Raw genomic sequence first — 19568 nt, 5'->3', positions numbered from 1 at the left:
ACGCTGCGACACACCATGAGGAATGTGATGTACATCTTTTCCCCGCCGGCCGGCTCGACGCGCCGTACCCGCACGGCGCTGGCCGCCCTGGTCCTGATCCTGGCGCTGACCGGCTGCGCCTCGGCGCCGCCGCCGAATGACTCGATGAATCAGGCGCAAAACCAGCTGCAGATGGCCCGCGATGCGGGAGCGGCGGACTATGCGCCGGTGGACCTGGGCTTTGCGCAGGACAAGTTCCAGCTGGCGCAGGCGGCGATGGCCGAGCGCAAGTACGCCGACGCGGCGAACCTGGCCGAGGAGTCGCGGGCCGACGCCGAACTGGCCCAGGCCAAGGCCCGGCTGGGTGCGGCGCGGGCGCAGATCCAGAGCAAGGTGCAGGAGAACACCCGCCTGCGCCAGCAGGGCGAGCAGGCGGCGGCCGCCGCCCAGGCGCCGCCGCCGGCACCGCCGTCCAGCGCAGCGCCGGCCGGGGAGATGCCGGCGCCGGCGTCGTCGGTGCTGTCCGCGCCGCCGGCCGACGGTTTCCAGACCGTGCCCGACACCGTCCAGCAACCGGCCGCGAACACCCAGGGAGGCCAGCCATGAAGCGTTCCACCGCCACCCTGGCCGCGGTTGCGCTGGCACTGGCCATGCTCGGCCCGGCACATGCCCGCCAGGACGACATCGACATCAACCGCCTGACCGGCAGCCTCAACCAGCTCGCCAACGATCCGGGCATGGGCGGCTACGCGCAAGCCGAACAGGCGCGCGCGCGCGACGCGATCAACCGGCTGGCCCAGGCCAGCTCGCGCGAGCGACCGCACGTGCTGTACCTGGCCGAACGCCGGGTCGATCTGGCCAAGACCGCCGCGCAGCTGCAGGACGCCCAGATCAAGCTGACCCAGCTCGACCGCGAGCACGACCAGATCCTGCTCGACAACAGTCGGCGCGATGCGGAACTGGCGCGGCGCGAGCTGGAACGCCAGCGCCTGCAGTACCAGCTGGCGCAGGAAGAGGCTGCCCGGTTGCAGGCGCAGGGGCTGGAATACTCGCAAGCGGCCGAGCAGGCGCGTGCCGAAGCCGAGCGGGCCAAAAAGCTGGCGGCGGCGCAGAGCAAGGTGGCCCGGGCCGCCAAGCGCCAGGCCGAGCTGGCGGCTCAGGCCGCCAAGGCAATGCGTTCGCAGATGCAGGACGCCGACAAGCCTGCCGACGCGGCCCCGGACGCCTCGAAACAGCATCGTTGAGCGGCCTGCCGGCAGGGTGTGCCGGGCGTCCCGCCAGCGCGGCGGGGCGCTTCGCCGAGGCTGTCGTCGGTCAAATGTAAAAGGCTGTTTTGACAGCTTTTTCACGTGGACTTCCGGGTTTCGCGAGGCGCCTGCGGAGGCTCTTGCGACCCCCGTGGCGGCGGAGTAGGGTCAGAGTCCCACGAGGCATCCAGGCCGTGTGGGCTACTGACCCGAACCATGCGCTCATCCCTTGTTTCCATGCTTCCCCTGCGTCCCGGTCATCCGGCGCGGGCGATGGGGTGTGTGCGTGCGTTCACCGTCTGCGGATGCGTCCTGTCGCATCCGCACGTCAACTCGCGAGGAGGTCGGATCATGTTTGAAAACCAGCAGCGTGACGATGTCGAGGCATTGATGAAGGCCGACGCCGAATTCCGGCGGCTCTATCAGCATCATCGGGAGCTCGACAGCAAGGTGCACGACGCCGACATCGGCGTGCTGCCCATCGACGACGTCACCCTCGCCAGCATGAAGAAGGAGAAACTGCTGGCCAAGGCGCGGCTCGAGCGCATGTGGGCAAGTCGGGCGCACCTCATCCACTGAGTCTGCTGCTTCACGCGAACGCGGCCCCGGCCTTTCCCGCGCAGCGGGCGAGGTGCCGGGGCCGCCGCGTTTGCGGCGTACGCCCGGGTCGAGCGGTTATCATGGCGATCCTGCAGCCGCGGCATCGCCCGCGGCCGCCCCAGCGACGGAGTCCCCATGACGGTCCACCAGAGTGTCCTCGAACTGATCGGACGTACCCCGATGGTGCGCGCGCAGCGCCTGGACACCGGGCCGTGCGAACTGTTCCTCAAGCTGGAGAGCACCAACCCCGGCGGCTCGATCAAGGACCGCATCGGCCTGTCGATGATCGAGGGCGCCGAGAAGGACGGCCGCATCCGCCCGGGCGACATCCTGGTCGAGGGCACCGCCGGCAACACCGGCCTGGGCCTGGCCTTGGTCGCGCAGCAGAAAGGCTACCGCCTGATCCTGGTGGTGCCGGACAAGATGAGCCGCGAGAAAATCTTCAACCTCAAGGCGATGGGCGCGGAAGTGGTGCTGACCCGCTCCGACGTGGCCAAGGGCCACCCCGAGTACTACCAGGACATGGCCGAGCGGATCGCGCGCGAAACGCCCGGCGCCTACTTCATCAACCAGTTCGGCAACCCCGACAATCCGGCCGCGCACATCGCCACCACCGGGCCGGAGATCCTCGAACAGATGGACGGCCGGGTCGACGCGATCGTGGTCGGCTGCGGCTCGTCGGGCACGCTGAGCGGCCTGTCGAAATTCTTCGCCGGGCACTCGCCGCAGACCGAACTCATCCTGGCCGACCCGGTCGGTTCGATCCTGGCGCAGTACATCAACGAGGGCACGCTCTCGACCAAGTCCGCCAGCTGGATGGTCGAGGGCATCGGCGAGGATTTCCTGCCCTCGATCAGCGACTTCACCCGGGTCAAGAAGGCCTATGCGATTCCCGACAAGGAAAGCTTCCTCACCGCGCGCGAACTGCTGGCGAAGGAAGGCATCCTGGGCGGCTCGTCCACCGGCACCCTGGTCGCCGCGGCGCTGCGCTACTGCCGCGAGCAGACCAACCCGAAGCGCGTGGTCACCCTGGTCTGCGACACCGGCAACAAGTACCTGTCCAAGCTCTACAACGACTACTGGATGCTCGACAACGGCTTCATCGAACGCGAGCAGCACGGCGACCTGCGCGACCTGCTGCTGCGCCCGTTCGCCCAGCGCGACACCGTGGTGGTCGGCCCGAACGAGCTGCTGATCACCGCCTACAACCGCATGAAGCTGTACGACGTGTCGCAGCTGCCGGTGATGGATGGCCGCAAGCTGGTCGGCATCGTCGACGAGTCCGACGTGCTGATCCACGTGCACGCCGACGGCGCGCGCTTCCGCGACCCGGTGTCGACTGCGATGATGACCAACCTGCAGAAGCTCGACGTGCGTTCGCCGATCGAGTCGCTGCTGCCGGTGTTCGAGCGCGGCCACGTGGCGATCGTGGTCGACGGCGAGGACTTCCTCGGCCTGATCACCCGGATCGACCTGCTGAACTGGCTGCGCCGCAAGGTGGATTGAACGATTCGGCGCCGCGCCGGTGCGTAGCCGCCGGTGCGCGAAAGGTTGCGTCAATGCAGTGCAGCCACAATCGCTTGCCCATGGCGGGGCCCGAGGCTCCGCCACCCAACCCAGGGAGCTGCCCCGATGTGCGGAATTGTTGCTGCCGTAGCCCAGCGTGACGTCGCGCCGCTGCTGATCGCCGGCCTGAAAGCCCTCGAATATCGCGGCTACGACTCCTCCGGCGTGGCCGTGCTCGACCGCGGCACGATCCGCCGCGTGCGCGCCAAGGGCAAGGTACGCGAGATGGAGGCGCTGTACCTGGCCGACCCGCTGCCCGGCGGCACCGGCATCGCGCATACCCGCTGGGCCACCCACGGCGTGCCGAGCGAGGCGAACGCGCATCCGCACATCGCCGGCCGCGTGGCGATCGTGCACAACGGCATCATCGAGAACTACGCCAGCCTGCGCGCCGGGCTGCAGGCCGGCGGCCACGTGTTCACTTCCGAAACCGACACCGAAGTGATGGCCGCGCTGATCGACCGCCACATCGGCCAGGGCATGAAGCTGCGCGAGGCGGTGCTGGCCACCGTACGCGAGCTGGAAGGCGCCTACGCCATCGCGGTGATCAGCAGCGACGAGCCTGACCGCGTGGTCGGTGCGCGGCGCGGCGCGCCGCTGCTGGTCGGCGTGGGCATCGGCGAGAACTTCCTCGGCTCCGACGCGCAGGCGCTGATCCAGGTCACCAACCGGATGATCTACCTTGACGAGGACGACGTGGTCGAGATCACCCGCGACAGCGTGCAGGTGTACGGCCTCGACGGCACGCCGGTCGAGCGCGCGGTGCACGAGAGCGAGCTGTCCACCGACGCGGTCGAGCGCGGCGAGTACCGCCACTACATGCAGAAGGAGATCTTCGAGCAGCCGCGCGCAGTGGCCGACACGCTGGAGGCGCGCATCGGCCCGCACGGCGTGCTGCCGAACATCTTCGGCATCGACAGCGGCGCCTTGCTGCAGGCCACCCGCGGCCTGCACATCGTCGCCTGCGGCACCAGCTACCACGCCGGCCTGGTCGCCAAGTACTGGATCGAGGAGTACGCGCGACTGCCGGTCGCGGTGGAAGTGGCCAGCGAGTACCGCTACCGCGAGACGGTGGTGCCCGAGGGCACGCTGTTCGTGGCGATCTCGCAATCCGGCGAAACCGCCGACACCCTGGCGGCGATGCGCGAATCGCGCCGCCGCGGCTACCTCGGCACGCTGGCGATCTGCAACGTGCCCGAATCCTCGGTGGTGCGCGAGGCCGACCTGAAGCTGATGACCCGCGCCGGCCCCGAGATCGGCGTGGCTTCGACCAAGGCCTTCACCACCCAGCTGGCCGGGCTCGCCCTGCTGACGCTGGAGCTGGCCCGCCGCCACGGCCTCGACGACGACCGTTACGCGGCGCTGTGCGCCGAGCTGCAGCGCCTGCCGCGCGCGATCGGGGAGGCGCTGCAGATGGAACCGGCGATCATCGAGCTGGCGGCCGACTTCATCCAGCGCCAGCATGCGCTGTTCCTCGGCCGCGGCGTGCAGTATCCGGTGGCGCTGGAGGGTGCGCTGAAGCTCAAGGAAATCTCCTACATCCACGCCGAAGCGTATGCGGCCGGCGAACTCAAGCACGGCCCGCTGGCGCTGGTCGACGAGAACATGCCGGTGGTGGCGGTGGCGCCGAACGGCCCGCTGCTGGACAAGCTGAAATCCAACCTGCAGGAGGTACGCGCCCGCGGCGGGCGCCTGATCGTGTTCGCCGACGGTGCTGCCGGCATGGACGACATGGCCGGCAGCGGCACCATGCTGCGGGTGGAATCCGGCGGCAGCTTCATCGCCCCGGCCGTGTTCACCGTGCCGCTGCAACTGCTGGCCTACCACGTCGCCGTGCTGCGCGGCACCGACGTAGACCAGCCGCGCAACCTGGCCAAGTCGGTCACCGTGGAATGAGGCGGTGAATGGCCATGCGGCCCGCGCAGGCCTTTGCACGCGGTAGTTGATCGAGGTCAAGCTCCCTGCGCGCGGCGCCGCTAGATTGGCCTGCGTGAAGGAGGGCCGCGGCATGCAGGACATCCTGGCCTATGCCAGCAGTTTCGCCACGTGGTCGCGGGGTCCGGCGTACGCGGCACGCATGGCCGGTGCGCTGGATGCCTCGTTGACCGGCCTCTACGTCAGTCCGTCGCCGCTGGCAATGGCGCCGACCTACGAGACGCCGGAGCTGATGACCTACGTGCTGGAAGGCATCCGCGAGCTGGTGGAGAGCGCTTCCGCCGCCGCCCCTGCGTTCGTCCGCTGGGCCGGCGAACACGGGGCGAAAAAGGCAGCCTGGCAGGTCGCCGAAGGCGATCTGCCGAGCGTGCTTGGGCACATCGGCAACTGGCACGATCTGCTGGTGCTGGAACGCACGCCGGTGCCGGAGGAGAGCGCCGCCGAACTGGGCCGTATTGCGCTTTCCGTGGAGATTCCGTGTTTGATCGTGCCGCCGGAGGGGACGCCGTCGCCCACGCCGGAATGCATTGCCGTGGCTTGGAACGGCTCGCCCGAGGCGATCCGGGCGATCCATGCGGCGCGACCGCTGCTGGCGCGCGCCGGCCGCGTGGTCGTGCTGAGTGGAACACCACGAAAGGCCCTCACCGAGATCGACTGGAAGCCGCAGTTCGACCTGGACGTCTATCTCCGACGGCACGGCGTCCGTGCCGAGGAACGCCGGCTGCTCGCCAGCGACGAAGAGGCCGGCCAGGCCCTGCTCGCGGCGGCGGCGGAGGTTGACGCCGGCCTGCTGGTGATGGGTGCCTATGGCCGCACCCGTTTCAGCGAATGGTTCTTCGGCGGCGCCACCCGCCATGTCCTGAGTCATGCCGACATTCCGGTGGTGATGCGGCATTGACGTCCGTGTAGCCGCCTTGCACACACCCGCAGGAGGTTCGATATGCCGAACACGATGGTCGTCGTCACCGACAGCGTGAGGGCGCGATGCTTCGAGGCGGCTGCGAAGCCCGCGGCGTGGACCGAGGTCGCCTGCCTGGTCAACCCCGATGGCCGCGCGCTCGGCCGCGATGCGCCGACCGACCGCCTGCCGCGCACCAACGAGAGCGCGGGGCCGTCGCGCCATGCCATCGAACCGCACACGAGCCTGCCCGGGAAAAGCCTCGATGCGTTTGCGCGTACCATCGGCGAGACGCTGGAACACGACCACCGCACCGGGCGCTTCGAGCGCCTGGTGCTGGTCGCGGCGCCGCATCTGCTCGGTGTGTTGCACACGCACTTCAGCAAGTCCCTGCGTGCCAGCATCGTCGGTGAACTCAAGCTCGACATCGCCGGGCTGACGGCCGACGAGATCCATGCGCGACTGCCGCGGGAATGGCTCAGGTAGGCGGGGCCCGCCGCCTGGAGCCGTCCGTCCCGGGCACGGCTGCTGCCTGCCGGTTCATGCCTGCAGGCTCCGCTCGCCGGCATCCATGAATCGCCGCTTGGCCAGTTCGACCAGCAGCAGGTAGGTGGCCGTCGCCGCCAGCAGGAACCCGAAGAAGGCGGCCGGCAGCGGCGTCATGCCCAGCCGGGGCGCGAGCGGCGTCCACGGCAGCACTATGCCGATGGCGAGCGCCGCCAGCACGCCGATCGCCAGCGGCAAACTTGGGCGGCTGCGCAGCGGATTGCCGGCGGTGCGGATGACGAACAGCACCAGGGTCTGGGTGGCGAGCGATTCGATGAACCAGCCCGTGTGGAACGCTGCCTCCGACGCGTGCAGCCAGTGCAGCAACACGTAGAACGTGGCGAAGTCGTACAGCGAACTGATCGGCCCCACGCCGAGCATGAAGCGCCGGATCACGGCCACGCTCCATCGCCGCGGCCGCCGCAGCTGCGCCTCGTCCACGTGGTCGGTCGGGATGGCGGTCTGCGCCAGGTCGTAGAGGAAGTTGTTGAGCAGGATCTGGGTCGGCAACATGGGCAGGAACGGCAGGAACAGCGTGCCGGCGGCCATGCTGAACATGTTGCCGAAGTTGGAACTGGTACCCATCAGCAGGTATTTCATCACGTTGGCGAACGCCCGGCGCCCCTCGATGACGCCGGCGTGCAGGATGCCGAGATCGCGCTCGCGCAGCACGATGTCGGCCGCGTCGCGGGCCACGTCCACCGCATCGGCCACCGAGATGCCCACGTCGGCGGCGTGCAGCGACGGCGCGTCGTTGATGCCGTCGCCGAGGAAACCGACCACGCAGTTGCGCGCCTTGAGCGCCAGCACGATGCGGTGCTTCTGCGCGGGCGACACCCGCGCGAACACGCTGCTGCGCTCGGCCAGGACACCGAGCGCGGCCTCGCCAAGCGCGTCGATTTCCGTCCCGCTGACGAGTTGGCCGACGTCGATGCCGACCTGCGCGCATACGTGCCGCGCCACCTTCTCGTTGTCGCCGGTGAGGATCTTCACCGCGATGCCGTCCTGCGCCAGTGCCCGCAGGGACTCGGCCACGCCGGGGATCAGCGGGTCGGCGAACGTGACGAAGCCGGCCAGCACCAGTGCAGCCTCGTCGGCCACCGTGTAGCGATCCTGTGCCGGCACGTTGCGCCAGGCCACCGCCAGCACGCGCAAGCCCTGTTCGCCGAACGTCTCGTAGCTTTGCGTGCAGCGGGCCGTGGCGGCGGCGTCGAGCGGCCGCACCGCGCCGCCCACCTCATATTGCGTGCATGCGGCGAGCACGGATTCCGGCGCGCCCTTGACGACCAGCCGCCGCTCGCCGCCGTGCTCGAGCACGACGCACAGCCGGCGCCGCTCGAAGTCGAACGGGATCTCGTCGAGCTTGCGGTACTCGTCGGTGGCCAGCGTGGCGTGGCGCAGGATGGCCGCGTCGAGCGGGCTGCGAATGCCGGTCTCGAACGTGGCGTTGAGCTGGGCCAGCAACTGCGTGCGTGCGGAGGCTTCGCCGAACGGATCGACCGTGGCGGCGACCGCGGTCTCGCTGCTGGTCAGGGTGCCGGTCTTGTCGCTCAGCAGCACCGTCATGCTGCCGAAGTCCTCGATGGCGGCAAGGTGCTTGACGATGACCCGCCGGCGCGCCATGCGCACCGCGCCGCGGGCCAGCGTGACGGCGGTGATCATCGGCATGAACTCGGGCGTGAGCCCCACGGCCAGCGCCAGCGCGAACAGCAGGGTCTGCAGGGGCGGGCGGTGCAGCACGGCGCCGACGAGCAGCACGCCGAGCAGCAGGAACACCACGGTGTGCATGATCAGCCGGGAAAAATCCCCCAGGCCGCGCTCGAACTCGGTTTGCGGCGGACGCTCGGACAGCGTTTCGGCGACATCGCCGAAGGCCGTGCGGCGCCCGGTCGCATAGACCAGTGCCGTCGCCGTGCCGGCTACCACCGAGGTGCCGAGGAAAACCAGCTGTCTTGCGTCCGCGCCGTCGGCCGCGTCGTCCGCCGGCTGCTTCTCCACCGGTGCCGATTCGCCGGTCAGCGCGGCCTGCTGCACGTGCAGGTCGCGCGCGTCGATCAGGCGCGCATCGGCCGGCACCCGGTTGCCGGCGGACAGCCGGATCACGTCGCCGGCCACCAGCTCGCGGCGCGGCAGTTCCTGCCAGCGGCCGTCGCGGCAAACCGTCGCCATCGGCGCGATTTCCTCGCGCAGGCGGTTGGCCGCCTGCTGCGAGCGATAGCTGAGCGTGAAGTTGAGCGTCACGCTCAGCAGCACGATGGCGACGATGATGGCGGCGCCGGCCCAGTCGCCGAGGAACCCGGAGACGCCTGCCGCCAGCAGCAGGATGACCACCAGCGGGTTGGCGAACAGGCCGGGCAGCACGGCGATCGCGCCGCGGCGGCCGGCCGCGCGGGCCTCGTTCGGGCCATCGCGCAGCAGCCGGCGCGCGGCCTCCGGCCCGGACAGGCCGTCCGCACGGCTTTCCATGCCGCGGAACAGCCCGGCCAGCGAGGTGTCCACCGGGTTCCGCGCCGGAGAGGAAGGTGCGCCGATGTCGTTCATGATGCTGGCGACATTGCAGGTTGTGCGGTGGCGCCGCGTTGACGTCGGTCAACTGGTCCGGGCGTTCCCGGGGCGGACTGGAACGCCCCGCCTGCGCCAGGCGGTCATTGCGCAGCGTGCGCCGACGCTCAGGCGCGCCCGTAGACGTCGTCGTAGCGCACGATGTCGTCTTCGCCCAGATAGCTGCCGGATTGCACCTCGATCAGTTCCAGCGCGACCTTGCCCGGGTTGCGCAGGCGGTGCCTGCTGCCCAGCGGGATGTAGGTGCTCTGGTTCTCGCCGAGCAGGAACACCTTGTCGTCGCAGGTGACCTCGGCGGTGCCGGAGACCACCACCCAGTGCTCGGCGCGGTGGTGGTGTTTCTGCAGGCTCAGGCTGGCGCCGGGCTTGACCACGATGCGCTTGACCTGGAAGCGCGGGCCTTCCTCCAGCGAGTCGTAGCTGCCCCACGGCCGGTACACCACGCGGTGCAGCGAGTGCTCGCTGCGGCCGGCGGCCTTCAGCCGCTCGACGATCTTCTTCACGTCCTGCGCGGCATCGCGGTGCGCCACCAGGGTGGCGTCCGGCGTGGTCACCACGATCAGGTCGTCGACGCCGACGGTGGCGAGCAGGTGGCGCTCGTGCGAACGCAGCAGCGAATTGCGTGTGTCCACCGCCAGCGTGTCGCCTTCGCGCAGGTTGCCGTCGGCGTCCTTGTCGCCGGTGAGCCACAGCGCCGACCACGAGCCGATGTCGCTCCACGCGCAGCTGACCGGGATCACCGCGGCACGCCGGGTCTTTTCCATCACCGCGTAGTCGATCGACTTGTCCGGCACCCGTGCGAAGGCGTCATGGTCGATGCGCACGAAGTCGAGGTCGGCAGTGGCTTTGGCGTGCGCCTCGCGCACCGCGGCCAGCATCGCCGGCGCGTGCGCGGCCAGTTCCTCCAGGTAGCGCGCGGCCTTGAACAGGAACATGCCGGAGTTCCAGTCGTAGCCGCCGTCGGCGAGGTAGGACTCGGCGGTGGCCAGGTCGGGTTTTTCGACGAACTGATCGACGCGGAAGCCGTAGCCGTCGATCGCCTCGGAACGACGGATGTAGCCGAAGCCAGTCTCCGGCCGGTCCGGGCGGATGCCGAACGTCACCAGCCAGCCCTGCGCGGCCAGCGGCAACGCCTGTTTCACCGCCTCGACGAAGGCGGCGGTGTCGCCGATCAGGTGGTCGGCCGGCAGCACCAGCAAGGTGGCGTCGGCGTCGCGCTGCAGGGCGGTGAGCGCGCCCAGCGCGATCGCCGGCGCGGTGTTGCGGGCCAGCGGCTCCAGCACGATGCTGGCGTCATCGATGCCCGCTTCCAGCAACTGGTCGGCGGCGAGGAAGCGATGGTCCTCGCTGGCCACCACGATCGGCGCGGCGACATGCGGCAACTGGCGGGTTCGCGCGATGGTCTGCTGGAACAGCGTGCCCTTGCCGGCCAGCGCCAGGAACTGCTTGGGCAGGTTCTTGCGCGACACCGGCCACAACCGGGTGCCGCTGCCGCCGCTGAGGATCAAGGGGATGAGCATGGTGGATCTTCCTGATGGAGCGCGCTTGCCTGCGGCTCACGGCTAGCCCGTAGAGCCGCACCCTGTGTGCGAATACTCTTTGTCACGTGACGGAAAAGCATTCGCGCACAGGGTGCGCTCCTACAAGCGGTGTCAGGCGCGCTGGCGCGAAAGCGCATCCAGCACGTCATGCAAGCCGCTTTGCCAATCGGGCAAAGCATAGCCGAAGCGCCGCTGGAAACCGGTGTTGTCCAGCAACGACCAGGCCGGGCGTTCGGCTGGCGTTGGGTAGTCGGCGGTGGTGATCGCTGCCACCCGTGGTGCGCGCGCGATCAGCCCGCGCCCGGCGGCGTCGGCGAAGATCGCCTCGGCGAAGCCGTGCCAGCTGGTGTGGCCGCTGGCGACCAGATGATGCGTGCCGATCAGCGTTCGGCGCTGCGTGGCCTCGGCAGCTTGCCAGGCATCCAGCGCGGCGAGCGTGCCGGCAACGATCAGCGCCGTGCTGGTGGGTGCGCCGTGCTGGTCGGCCACCACGCGCAGTTCGTCGCGTTCGGCGCCCAGGCGCAGCATGGTGCGCAGGAAGTTGTGGCCATGCGCGGCGTAGACCCAGGCGGTGCGGAACGTCAGGTGATCGGCGCCGCTGTCGCGCAGCGCCCGTTCGCCGGCCAGCTTGCTGCGGCCGTAGGCGCCGAGCGGGCCGGTAGTCGCATCGACGGCATAGGGCTGCGACTGCCTGCCGTCGAACACGTAGTCGGTGGAGTAGTGGATCACCAGTGCGCCGTGCGCCGCCGCCCAGCGGCCGAGCACGCCGACCGCCTCGCCGTTGACGCGGGTGGCCAGCGCTTCCTCCTGTTCGGCGCGGTCGACGGCGGTGTAGGCGGCGGCGTTGACGATCACGTCCGGCCGTACGCGGTCGAGCAAGGCGGGCAGCGATGCGGGAATCGAAAGGTCGGCGATCTCGCCGGGGCCGCCGTGCGTCAGCGCACCATCACGGCTGGCCGCAACCAGTTCGCCACGCGCAGCCAAACCGCCCTGGTCGAGAAACGTGCGGCCAAGCTGGCCGTTTGCGCCCAGCAGCAAAATTCTCATGGAAACCTCGAACAATCACCGTCATTCCCGCGCAAGCGGGAATCCAGTGCCTCGGCATGGGCGTGCATTGAAGTCACTGGATCCCCGCTTCCGCGGGGATGACGAGAAAAAACGGCTGGTCGGGGCTTGCTCATGCGGCGTACGTCGGCAACCGCTCGGGCGGCACGTCGGCCAGCAATGGCGTCTTGCCGTCCTTGTCCGACAGCAGCGGCGCGCTGATCGGCCAGTCGATGCCCAGCGCGGCGTCGTTCCAGCGGATGCCGGCGTCAGCCTTCGAGTCGTACAACGCGGTGCACTGGTAGCAGAAGGTGGCGAACTCGGAGACCACGCAGAAGCCATGCGCAAACCCCTCTGGAATCCAGAAGTGGCGATGGTTGTCGGCCGTCAGCATCACGCCGACCGATTGCCCGAACGTGGGCGAGCCGCGGCGGATATCCACCGCCACGTCGTAGACCTCGCCTTCGAGCACACTGACCAGCTTGCCCTGCGGGTTCGGCCACTGGTAGTGCAGGCCGCGCAGCACGCCGCGCGCGGAGCGCGAGACGTTGGATTGCACGAAGTGGTGGTCGATGCCGGCGGCGCGGTACTTGGCCTCGTTGTAGCTTTCGTAGAAGAAGCCGCGGGCGTCGCCGAACACCTGAGGTTCGAGGATCAGGGCGCCGGGCAGAGCGGTTTCGATCACTTTCATCGTGCCGGACCCTGCGTGGTCAGCTGCTGCAGGTACTGGCCGTAGCCGGTCTTGGCCAGTGGCGCGGCCAGCGCCAGCAACTGCTCGGTGTCGATCCAGCCGTTGAGGTAGGCGATTTCCTCCGGGCAGCACACCTTGAGGCCCTGGCGGTTCTCGATCGTCTCGATGTAGTTGCCCGCTTCCATCAGCGATTCGTGGGTGCCGGTGTCGAGCCAGGCGAAGCCGCGGCCGAGCTGCTCCAGGTGCAGCGAGTCGTCGTCCAGGTAGCAGCGATTGAGGTCGGTGATCTCCAGCTCGCCGCGCGGCGAAGGCTTCAGCGAGGCGGCGTAGTCGCACACGCGGGCATCGTAGAAGTACAGGCCGGTGACGGCGTAATGCGACTTCGGCTGGGCCGGTTTTTCCTCCAGCCCGATCACCTTGCCGGCGGCGTCGAATTCGGCCACGCCGTAGCGCTCGGGATCCTTTACCCAATAGCCGAACACCGTGGCGCCGTGCTCGCGTGCGGCGGCGCGCTTGAGGCGCTCGGTGAAACCGTGGCCGTAGAAGATGTTGTCGCCCAGCACCAGGCAACTGGGCTTGCCGTCGACGAAGTCGCGGCCGATGGTGAACGCCTGCGCCAGCCCGTCGGGCGAGGGCTGCACCGCGTAGCGGATATCCAGACCCCACTGCGAGCCGTCGCCGAGCAGGCGCTGGAACATGTCCTGCTCGTGCGGGGTGTTGATCACCAGCACCTCGCGGATGCCGGCCAGCATCAGCGCGGCCAGCGGGTAGTAGATCATCGGCTTGTCGTATACCGGCAGCAGCTGCTTGCTGATCGCGCGGGTGATCGGGTGCAGCCGTGTGCCGGAGCCGCCGGCGAGGATGATGCCCTTGTGCGTCGAATTCACGGTCGAGTCCCTGGAGGTTGCGATGCTCATGCGCCGAGGCGCTCCATGCGGTAGCTGCCGTCGAGCACGCGTTGCACCCACGGCTGGTGGTCGAGATACCAGTCCACCGTGGCGGCGATGCCGCTCTCGAAGGTCTGCGACGGCTGCCAGTTCAGTTCGCGCTGCAGCTTGGAGGAGTCGATCGCATAGCGGCGATCGTGGCCGGGGCGGTCCCGCACGTAGGTGATCAGCGACTCGCGCTTGCGGCCGTCGGCCAGCGGACGGCGCGCGTCCAGCAGCGCGCAGATCGTCTTCACCACGGTGATGTTCTCGCGCTCGGCATTGCCGCCCACGTTGTAGGTCTCGCCCACCCGGCCGGCGTCCAGCACGCGGCGGATCGCGCTGCAGTGGTCGCCCACGAACAGCCAGTCGCGGATGTTTTTGCCGTCGCCGTAGACCGGCAGCGCTTCGCCGGCCAGCGCCTTCTGGATCACCAGCGGAATGAGCTTTTCCGGGAACTGGTACGGCCCGTAGTTGTTCGAGCAGTTGGTGGTCAGCACCGGCAGGCCGTAGGTATGGTGGAACGCGCGCACCAGGTGGTCGGAGGCAGCCTTCGAGGCCGAGTACGGCGAGTTCGGCGCGTACGGCGTGGTCTCGGTGAACTTGCCGTCGGCGCCGAGCGAGCCATACACCTCGTCGGTGGACACGTGCAGGAAGCGGAACGCCTCGCGGGCGCCGCCTTCCAGGCCGCGCCAGTAATCGCGGGCGCATTCCAGCAGGCCCAGCGTGCCCACCACGTTGGTCTGCACGAACTCGGCCGGGCCGTCGATCGAGCGGTCGACGTGCGATTCGGCGGCGAAATTGACGATCGCGTCGGGCCGGTGTTCGGCCAGCAGCCTGGCCACCAGCGCGCGGTCGCCGATGTCGCCGTGCACGAACACATGCCGCTCGCTGCCCTGCAACGAGGCCAGCGTGTCCGGGTTGCCGGCGTAGGTGAGCTTGTCCAGGTTGACGACCCGCAGGCCGTCGGCCACCGCCTGCAGCACGAAATTGGCGCCGATGAAGCCGGCCCCGCCGGTGACCAGCAGGGTCTTGCTCCTCGTGGATGATTCGTTCATCAAGATGTCCTAGGTTTCAGCTGAGTGGGTCTGCACGGCGGTTCGAGCGCCGGGTGGGCAGCAAATGATGCCGGTTTCAGGCGCGATGACCAAGCGCCGGCCGTGTTCGCAAAGGTGTCGAAGCGAGAAAGATGCCGAAAAACCGACGGTTTGCTCACTTTGGGATGAACGTCATCCTCACCGGCATGCCCGGCAGCTGCCGCTTAACGGCTAGAATCATCGGCTTGATCATCATCCAGGCGATCCGTCCGGCGGGTCGGGAGAAACAGAGCGATGAAAAGCGGCAAGCAACGCAGTGAGCAGGGAATGGGCACCCGCGCGATCCACGCCGGCCAGCATCCCGATCCCAGCACCGGCGCCATCATGACGCCGATCTACGCTACCTCGACCTACGTGCAGGAAAGCCCGGGCAAGCACAAGGGCTACGAGTACTCGCGCACGCAGAATCCTACGCGGATGGCCTACGAACGCTGCGTGGCGGACCTGGAAGGCGGCGTGGCCGGCTTCGCGTTCGCCTCCGGCCTGGCTGCCGCGGCGACCGTGCTGGACCTGCTCGACTCGGGCAGCCACGTGATCGCGATGGACGACCTCTACGGCGGCACCTACCGCCTGTTCGAGAGGGTGCGCCGGCGCTCGGCCGGGCTCGACTTCAGCTTTATCGACCTGAACGACATGGCGGCGCTGAAGGCGGCACTGAAGCCGAACACGCGGATGATCTGGGCCGAAACGCCGACCAACCCGATGCTGAAGCTGGTCGACCTGGCCAAGGTCGCCGCGTTCGCGAAGAAGCACGGCCTGATCCTGGTGGTCGACAACACGTTCTGCTCGCCCATGATCCAGCGGCCGCTGGAATTCGGCGCCGACCTGGTGCTGCACTCGGCCACCAAGTACATCAACGGCCATTCCGACATGGTCGGCGGCATCGTGGTCGCCGGCAGCCAGGAACTGGCCGGGCCGATGGGCTTCCTGCAGAATTCGGTGGGCGCGGTGGCCGGCCCGTTCGATGCGTTCCTCGCCATGCGCGGCCTGAAGACCCTGCACCTGCGCATGCGCCAGCACTGCGCCAGCGCGCTGGAGCTGGCGACGTGGCTGCAGAAGCATCCGGCGGTCGAGCGAGTGATCTACCCCGGCCTGAAGAGCCACCCGCAGCACGCGCTGGCAAAACGCCAGATGCATGGCTTCGGCGGCATCGTCACGATCGAGGTGAAGGGCGGCCTGAAGAAGGCCAAACGCATGCTGGAACGCTGCGAACTGTTCGCGCTGGCCGAATCGCTCGGCGGCGTCGAGAGCCTGATCGAGCATCCGGCGATCATGACCCACGCCTCGGTGCCCGCGGCCAACCGCAAACGGCTGGGGATCAGCGACGGGCTGGTGCGGCTGTCGGTCGGGGTGGAGGACATCGAAGATCTGCGTCACGAATTGACGGCGGCACTGGCTTGATGGCTCCCGATATCGATCATTCTTTTCGCCGCTGCTGCGCGATGGGCACCGATAACTGACGGATTGCGCCCCGCGATGCCGGGTAGAAGCACGTCAGTAACCACACCTTATGGAAAACCATGATCTCAGCTTACCGGCTCATTGACCCGACTTCTCCCTATCGAGCCTTGTTTCGTCATCTTGCGCTGGTAGTGCAGATGGCGAGACGCGATGTCGTGGGCCGTTATCGCGGTTCGTTCGTCGGATTGCTATGGTCATTTTTCAATCCGTTGCTGATGCTGATGATCTATACGTTCGTCTTCGGCGTCATTTTCAATTCGCATTGGAATGAACAGGCTGGTGGGCGCTTCCAGTTTGCCATCATCCTGTTTGCGGGACTGAACATCAATTCGATGTTTGCGGAATGCGCCAATCGCGCCCCCACATTGATCGTGGAGAATACGAACTTCGTCAAGAAAGTGGTATTCCCGCTGGAAACGCTCTCCTGGAGCGCCATCGGGTCAGCCCTGTTTCACTTGCTCGTGTCGACACTGGTGTTGCTGGCCATCGAATGGCTGGTGAGCGGCTCGATCCCGTGGACGGTGGTGCTGTTCCCGATTGTCGTAGCATGCTTCATGCCGTTCGTGGCCGGAGTCATCTGGCTGCTGGCATCGCTGGGCGTATTCCTGCGCGACCTCAAGCAGGCTACCGGCATTATCACGACAGCGCTCATGTTCCTTGCGCCGATCATGTACCCGAAGGAGTTCATTCCCGCGGAGTTCCGCAACTGGATGTACCTGAATCCGCTCACAGTCATGGTGGAGGCCTCGCGTGACGTGCTGATCTGGGGAAAGCCGCCAGCCTGGGGAATGCTGGGACTTTACACCTTGCTTTCCGGGCTTTTTGCGTGGCTTGCTTTTGCATGGTTCGAGCGCAGCCGCAAGGGGTTTGCCGATGTCCTCTGATGAGCTGAATATTCGCGTAGAAGGCTTGGGCAAGCGTTACGAGATCTACGCGCAACCGGTGGATCGGCTCAAGCAGATGATCATGCCGCGCATCAGCCAGGCGTTCGGTAGAGGGCAGCGCGCCTACTTTAGAGAGTTCTGGGCCCTGCGCGGCGTTTCATTCGATGTGCGCCGCGGCGAAACGGTCGGCATCATCGGACGCAACGGCTCAGGCAAGTCAACGCTGCTGCAGATGGTGTGCGGAACGTTGCATCCCACCGAAGGCTCAGTAGCCGTGCATGGGCGGATAGCTGCCCTGCTGGAACTTGGTGCAGGCTTCAATCCGGAGTTCACCGGCAGGGAGAACGTCTATCTGAGCGGCCTCCTCTATGGCATCCCGGAGAGCGAACTGCGCGGCCGGTTCCAGTCGATCGTGGATTTCGCCGACATCGGTGATTTCATCAACCAGCCAGTAAAGACGTATTCGAGCGGCATGTACGTGCGCCTGGCGTTCGCGATTGCGGCGCATGTCGATGCCGACACGCTGGTAATCGATGAGGCACTGAGCGTCGGCGACGTGCGGTTTACCCAGAAATGCATGCGTTTCCTGCGCGAATTCCAGAAGCGCGGCACGCTGTTGTTCGTGAGTCATGACACCGGGGCGGTCACCAACCTGTGCAGCCGAGCCATCTGGCTGGATACCGGTAAGCTGATGATGGACGGCTCCGCCCGTGATGTCGTCGAGCGCTATCTTGCCGTGCAGCATGCGGCGGACCGCGCCTCGCTAGGCGAATCCGTGACAGTGCAGCCATTCGCTGGCGGGGCGGTTACTGTGTCTGACGAAGCCCACGCCGTGCCCGTGGATGTGGTCGATCCACGCAAGGCCCTGCTGAATGGAGAGGCGACGCGGAACCTGGTCGAGGTATTCGAGTTCGATCCTGAGCGGATCAACTCAGAGTTTGGTACCGGGGCGGCGCGCATTGTCGACGTGCAGTTGCTGGACGAAGAAGGCAAGGTGCATCGGTTGATTGCTGGCGGCGAAGTGGCCGACCTGACGATCGATGCAAATATGCTGGAGGCGATCGGTGCACCGATCTTCGGCTTCTACGTGAAGGATCGGCTGGGGCAGCGGATTTTTGGTGACAACACGTATGTCAGCTATCGGGAGCGACCTGTCCAGGTGCAACCGGGCGTCCGTCTGCGTGCACATTTCCGTTTCCGCATGCCGATATTGCCCAGCGGCGACTACTCCGTTGATGTCGCACTCGCCACCGGGACGCAGGAGAATCATACCCAGCAGCACTGGATTCACGACGCGATCAGCTTCAAGGCGCACGAAAGCACCATGCGCTACGGACTTGTGGGCATTCCCATGCATGCGGTCGAGATCGAACAGGTGGAGGCGTAGCCGATGGAGTTCACCGGTGAGCGCTACGTACCGACGGAGCAGGGAGAGATCCGCCACGAACACATGCATCGCTACGCGTGGTGCGTGCCGCTCGTTGCTGACAAGGACGTTCTCGATATTGCCTGCGGCGAGGGTTATGGAAGCGCGATGCTCGCTCGCCGGGCTCGTACCGTAAAGGGCGTGGATGTCGCGCAGAGCACAGTTGCGCATGCTCGTGTTGCTTATGGCGATATTCCTGGATTGGAGTTTCAGTGTGGCGATGCCGCGCAGATACCGTTGGATGACAACAGTGTCGATGTGGTGGTTTCCTTCGAAACCATCGAACACCATGATCGCCACCGGGAAATGCTCAGTGAGATTCGTCGTGTCCTGCGACCGGATGGAGTACTGGTCATTTCCTCGCCGAACCGAATCGTCTATACAGAGCTGGCTGGACATCACAACGAATTTCACGTCAAGGAACTGGATTTCGCCGAGTTTGACGCCGTACTCAAGGAGCAGTTCGGCGATATCAACTACTTTGGCCAGCGCCTGGCGGTTGGCTCGTCGATTTTCACATTACAAGATGACGCTCCGGAGCGTACGCTTGATGCGTTGACCGACACCGGCTCCGAGGTTGTCGAACGTGCCGCCTCGTTGGCGGATCCGGTGTATTTCATCGCCATTGCCGGGGAGCTGAGTGGCGCTCGAAAATGCCTGCGTCCATCCGTTCTGTTCTCTGAGGCCGAAGATCTATACACCCATCACCGTGAGGTTGCGCGCTGGGCTGTCGGGCTAGAAGCCGAAGTCCACCGGCTACGTGATCTTCATGGCCAAGTAGTGGCTGATCACAAAAAGGCAGTGACGTGGGCAAAGGAGTCGGGAAAGGCGCTGGATGATCTGCGCACAGCGCATGCGAAGACGGTGGCGGACCACGAGAAGGTTTCCGCATGGGCGCAGCGTCTGGACGTCGAATTGCTCGCATCTAGAAAGCGTATCGATGAGCTGACCAAGGCGCGCGAGGAGACGGTGGCCTGGGCGTCGTCGCTGAATCGGGAGTTGAACGAGCTGCGTGAAGCGCACGGCCGGACGGTCGCCGATCACCAGAAGCTGGGTGCATGGGCACAGGGGCTGAACGCCAAGCTCGAGGAAATGCATGAAATCCATGCGAAGACGGTGGCAGACCATGAGAAGGCTTCCGCATGGGCGCAGCGTCTGGACGCTG

The 19568-nt window shown here is 67.0% G+C and carries 18 protein-coding genes; 12 read left to right on the top strand and 6 right to left on the bottom strand.

Going from position 1 to position 19568, the window contains the following annotated elements; all coding sequences use genetic code 11:
* Nucleotides 1–27 precede the first annotated feature (27 nt).
* The 7 genes from RHOOR92_RS0107465 to RHOOR92_RS0107435 all read left to right on the top strand — a co-directional run bounded on the left by RHOOR92_RS0107465 (nt 28) and on the right by RHOOR92_RS0107435 (nt 6711).
* Entirely contained in the window at nt 28–585 is a 558-nt protein-coding gene (locus RHOOR92_RS0107465) for a DUF4398 domain-containing protein (protein ID WP_015446780.1), read from the top strand.
* Nucleotides 582–1223: a hypothetical protein gene (locus RHOOR92_RS0107460; RefSeq protein ID WP_027485752.1), complete on the top strand. Its 642-nt coding sequence runs from the start codon at nt 582–584 to the stop codon at nt 1221–1223. The genes RHOOR92_RS0107465 and RHOOR92_RS0107460 overlap by 4 nt, the downstream gene beginning before the upstream one ends.
* Nucleotides 1224–1577: 354 nt before the next feature.
* The gene (locus tag RHOOR92_RS0107455) at nt 1578–1805 is read left to right on the top strand and encodes a YdcH family protein (RefSeq protein ID WP_007510956.1); all 228 of its coding nucleotides are present in this window, start codon (nt 1578–1580) and stop codon (nt 1803–1805) included.
* A gap of 156 nt (nt 1806–1961) precedes the next feature.
* Nucleotides 1962–3332 (top strand): pyridoxal-phosphate dependent enzyme, encoded by a 1371-nt coding sequence (locus RHOOR92_RS0107450; RefSeq protein ID WP_027489962.1) that lies wholly within the window; start codon nt 1962–1964, stop codon nt 3330–3332.
* Between the two features lie 126 nt (nt 3333–3458).
* Nucleotides 3459–5288 carry a glutamine--fructose-6-phosphate transaminase (isomerizing) gene (gene glmS, locus RHOOR92_RS0107445; protein WP_027489961.1) on the top strand — a complete coding sequence of 610 codons (1830 nt, stop codon included), beginning with the start codon at nt 3459–3461 and terminating at the stop codon, nt 5286–5288.
* Between the two features lie 181 nt (nt 5289–5469).
* Entirely contained in the window at nt 5470–6225 is a 756-nt protein-coding gene (locus tag RHOOR92_RS0107440) for a universal stress protein (protein ID WP_231378345.1), read from the top strand.
* A gap of 42 nt (nt 6226–6267) precedes the next feature.
* Nucleotides 6268–6711, top strand: a complete 444-nt coding sequence (locus RHOOR92_RS0107435; protein ID WP_015446785.1) for a host attachment protein — start codon at nt 6268–6270, stop codon at nt 6709–6711.
* 54 nt (nt 6712–6765) lie between these two features.
* Here the strand turns inward: RHOOR92_RS0107435 and mgtA are convergent, their stop codons facing one another.
* The 6 genes from mgtA to rfbB form a co-directional block, all read right to left on the bottom strand.
* Complete coding sequence (gene mgtA / locus RHOOR92_RS0107430; protein ID WP_027489959.1) at nt 6766–9312, bottom strand: magnesium-translocating P-type ATPase; 2547 nt, start codon at nt 9310–9312, stop codon at nt 6766–6768.
* Between the two features lie 128 nt (nt 9313–9440).
* Entirely contained in the window at nt 9441–10853 is a 1413-nt protein-coding gene (locus RHOOR92_RS0107425) for a mannose-1-phosphate guanylyltransferase/mannose-6-phosphate isomerase (protein ID WP_027489958.1), read from the bottom strand.
* A 132-nt stretch (nt 10854–10985) separates the two neighbouring features.
* The gene (gene rfbD, locus RHOOR92_RS0107420) at nt 10986–11921 is read right to left on the bottom strand and encodes a dTDP-4-dehydrorhamnose reductase (RefSeq protein WP_027489957.1); all 936 of its coding nucleotides are present in this window, start codon (nt 11919–11921) and stop codon (nt 10986–10988) included.
* Nucleotides 11922–12051: 130 nt separating this feature from the next.
* Nucleotides 12052–12609 (bottom strand): dTDP-4-dehydrorhamnose 3,5-epimerase, encoded by a 558-nt coding sequence (gene rfbC, locus RHOOR92_RS0107415; protein ID WP_027489956.1) that lies wholly within the window; start codon nt 12607–12609, stop codon nt 12052–12054.
* Nucleotides 12606–13496 carry a glucose-1-phosphate thymidylyltransferase RfbA gene (gene rfbA, locus RHOOR92_RS0107410; RefSeq protein WP_027489955.1) on the bottom strand — a complete coding sequence of 297 codons (891 nt, stop codon included), beginning with the start codon at nt 13494–13496 and terminating at the stop codon, nt 12606–12608. The genes rfbC and rfbA overlap by 4 nt, the downstream gene beginning before the upstream one ends.
* 26 nt (nt 13497–13522) lie before the next feature.
* Entirely contained in the window at nt 13523–14593 is a 1071-nt protein-coding gene (rfbB, locus tag RHOOR92_RS0107405; RefSeq protein ID WP_027489954.1) for a dTDP-glucose 4,6-dehydratase, read from the bottom strand.
* 164 nt (nt 14594–14757) lie between these two features.
* On the opposite strand from rfbB, the gene RHOOR92_RS20050 reads away from it, so the two are divergent.
* From RHOOR92_RS20050 to RHOOR92_RS19005, 5 genes are all read left to right on the top strand, one after another.
* Nucleotides 14758–14892 (top strand): hypothetical protein, encoded by a 135-nt coding sequence (locus RHOOR92_RS20050; protein ID WP_255326665.1) that lies wholly within the window; start codon nt 14758–14760, stop codon nt 14890–14892.
* The gene (locus RHOOR92_RS0107395; RefSeq protein ID WP_027489953.1) at nt 14867–16033 is read left to right on the top strand and encodes a PLP-dependent aspartate aminotransferase family protein; all 1167 of its coding nucleotides are present in this window, start codon (nt 14867–14869) and stop codon (nt 16031–16033) included. The genes RHOOR92_RS20050 and RHOOR92_RS0107395 overlap by 26 nt, the downstream gene beginning before the upstream one ends.
* A gap of 119 nt (nt 16034–16152) precedes the next feature.
* Entirely contained in the window at nt 16153–16977 is an 825-nt protein-coding gene (locus RHOOR92_RS0107390; RefSeq protein WP_051281161.1) for an ABC transporter permease, read from the top strand.
* Nucleotides 16967–18364 (top strand): ABC transporter ATP-binding protein, encoded by a 1398-nt coding sequence (locus RHOOR92_RS0107385; RefSeq protein ID WP_027489951.1) that lies wholly within the window; start codon nt 16967–16969, stop codon nt 18362–18364. The genes RHOOR92_RS0107390 and RHOOR92_RS0107385 overlap by 11 nt, the downstream gene beginning before the upstream one ends.
* 3 nt (nt 18365–18367) lie before the next feature.
* The coding region (locus RHOOR92_RS19005) for a class I SAM-dependent methyltransferase (RefSeq protein WP_155950212.1) at nt 18368–19568 on the top strand (1201 nt) is incomplete at its 3' end.

This window comes from Rhodanobacter sp. OR92 (genome assembly GCF_000427545.1).
Classification (GTDB): Bacteria; Pseudomonadota; Gammaproteobacteria; order Xanthomonadales; family Rhodanobacteraceae; genus Rhodanobacter; species Rhodanobacter denitrificans.
Note: the sequence above shows the minus strand (reverse complement) of the source record. Positions and strands in the feature narration are given on the sequence as shown.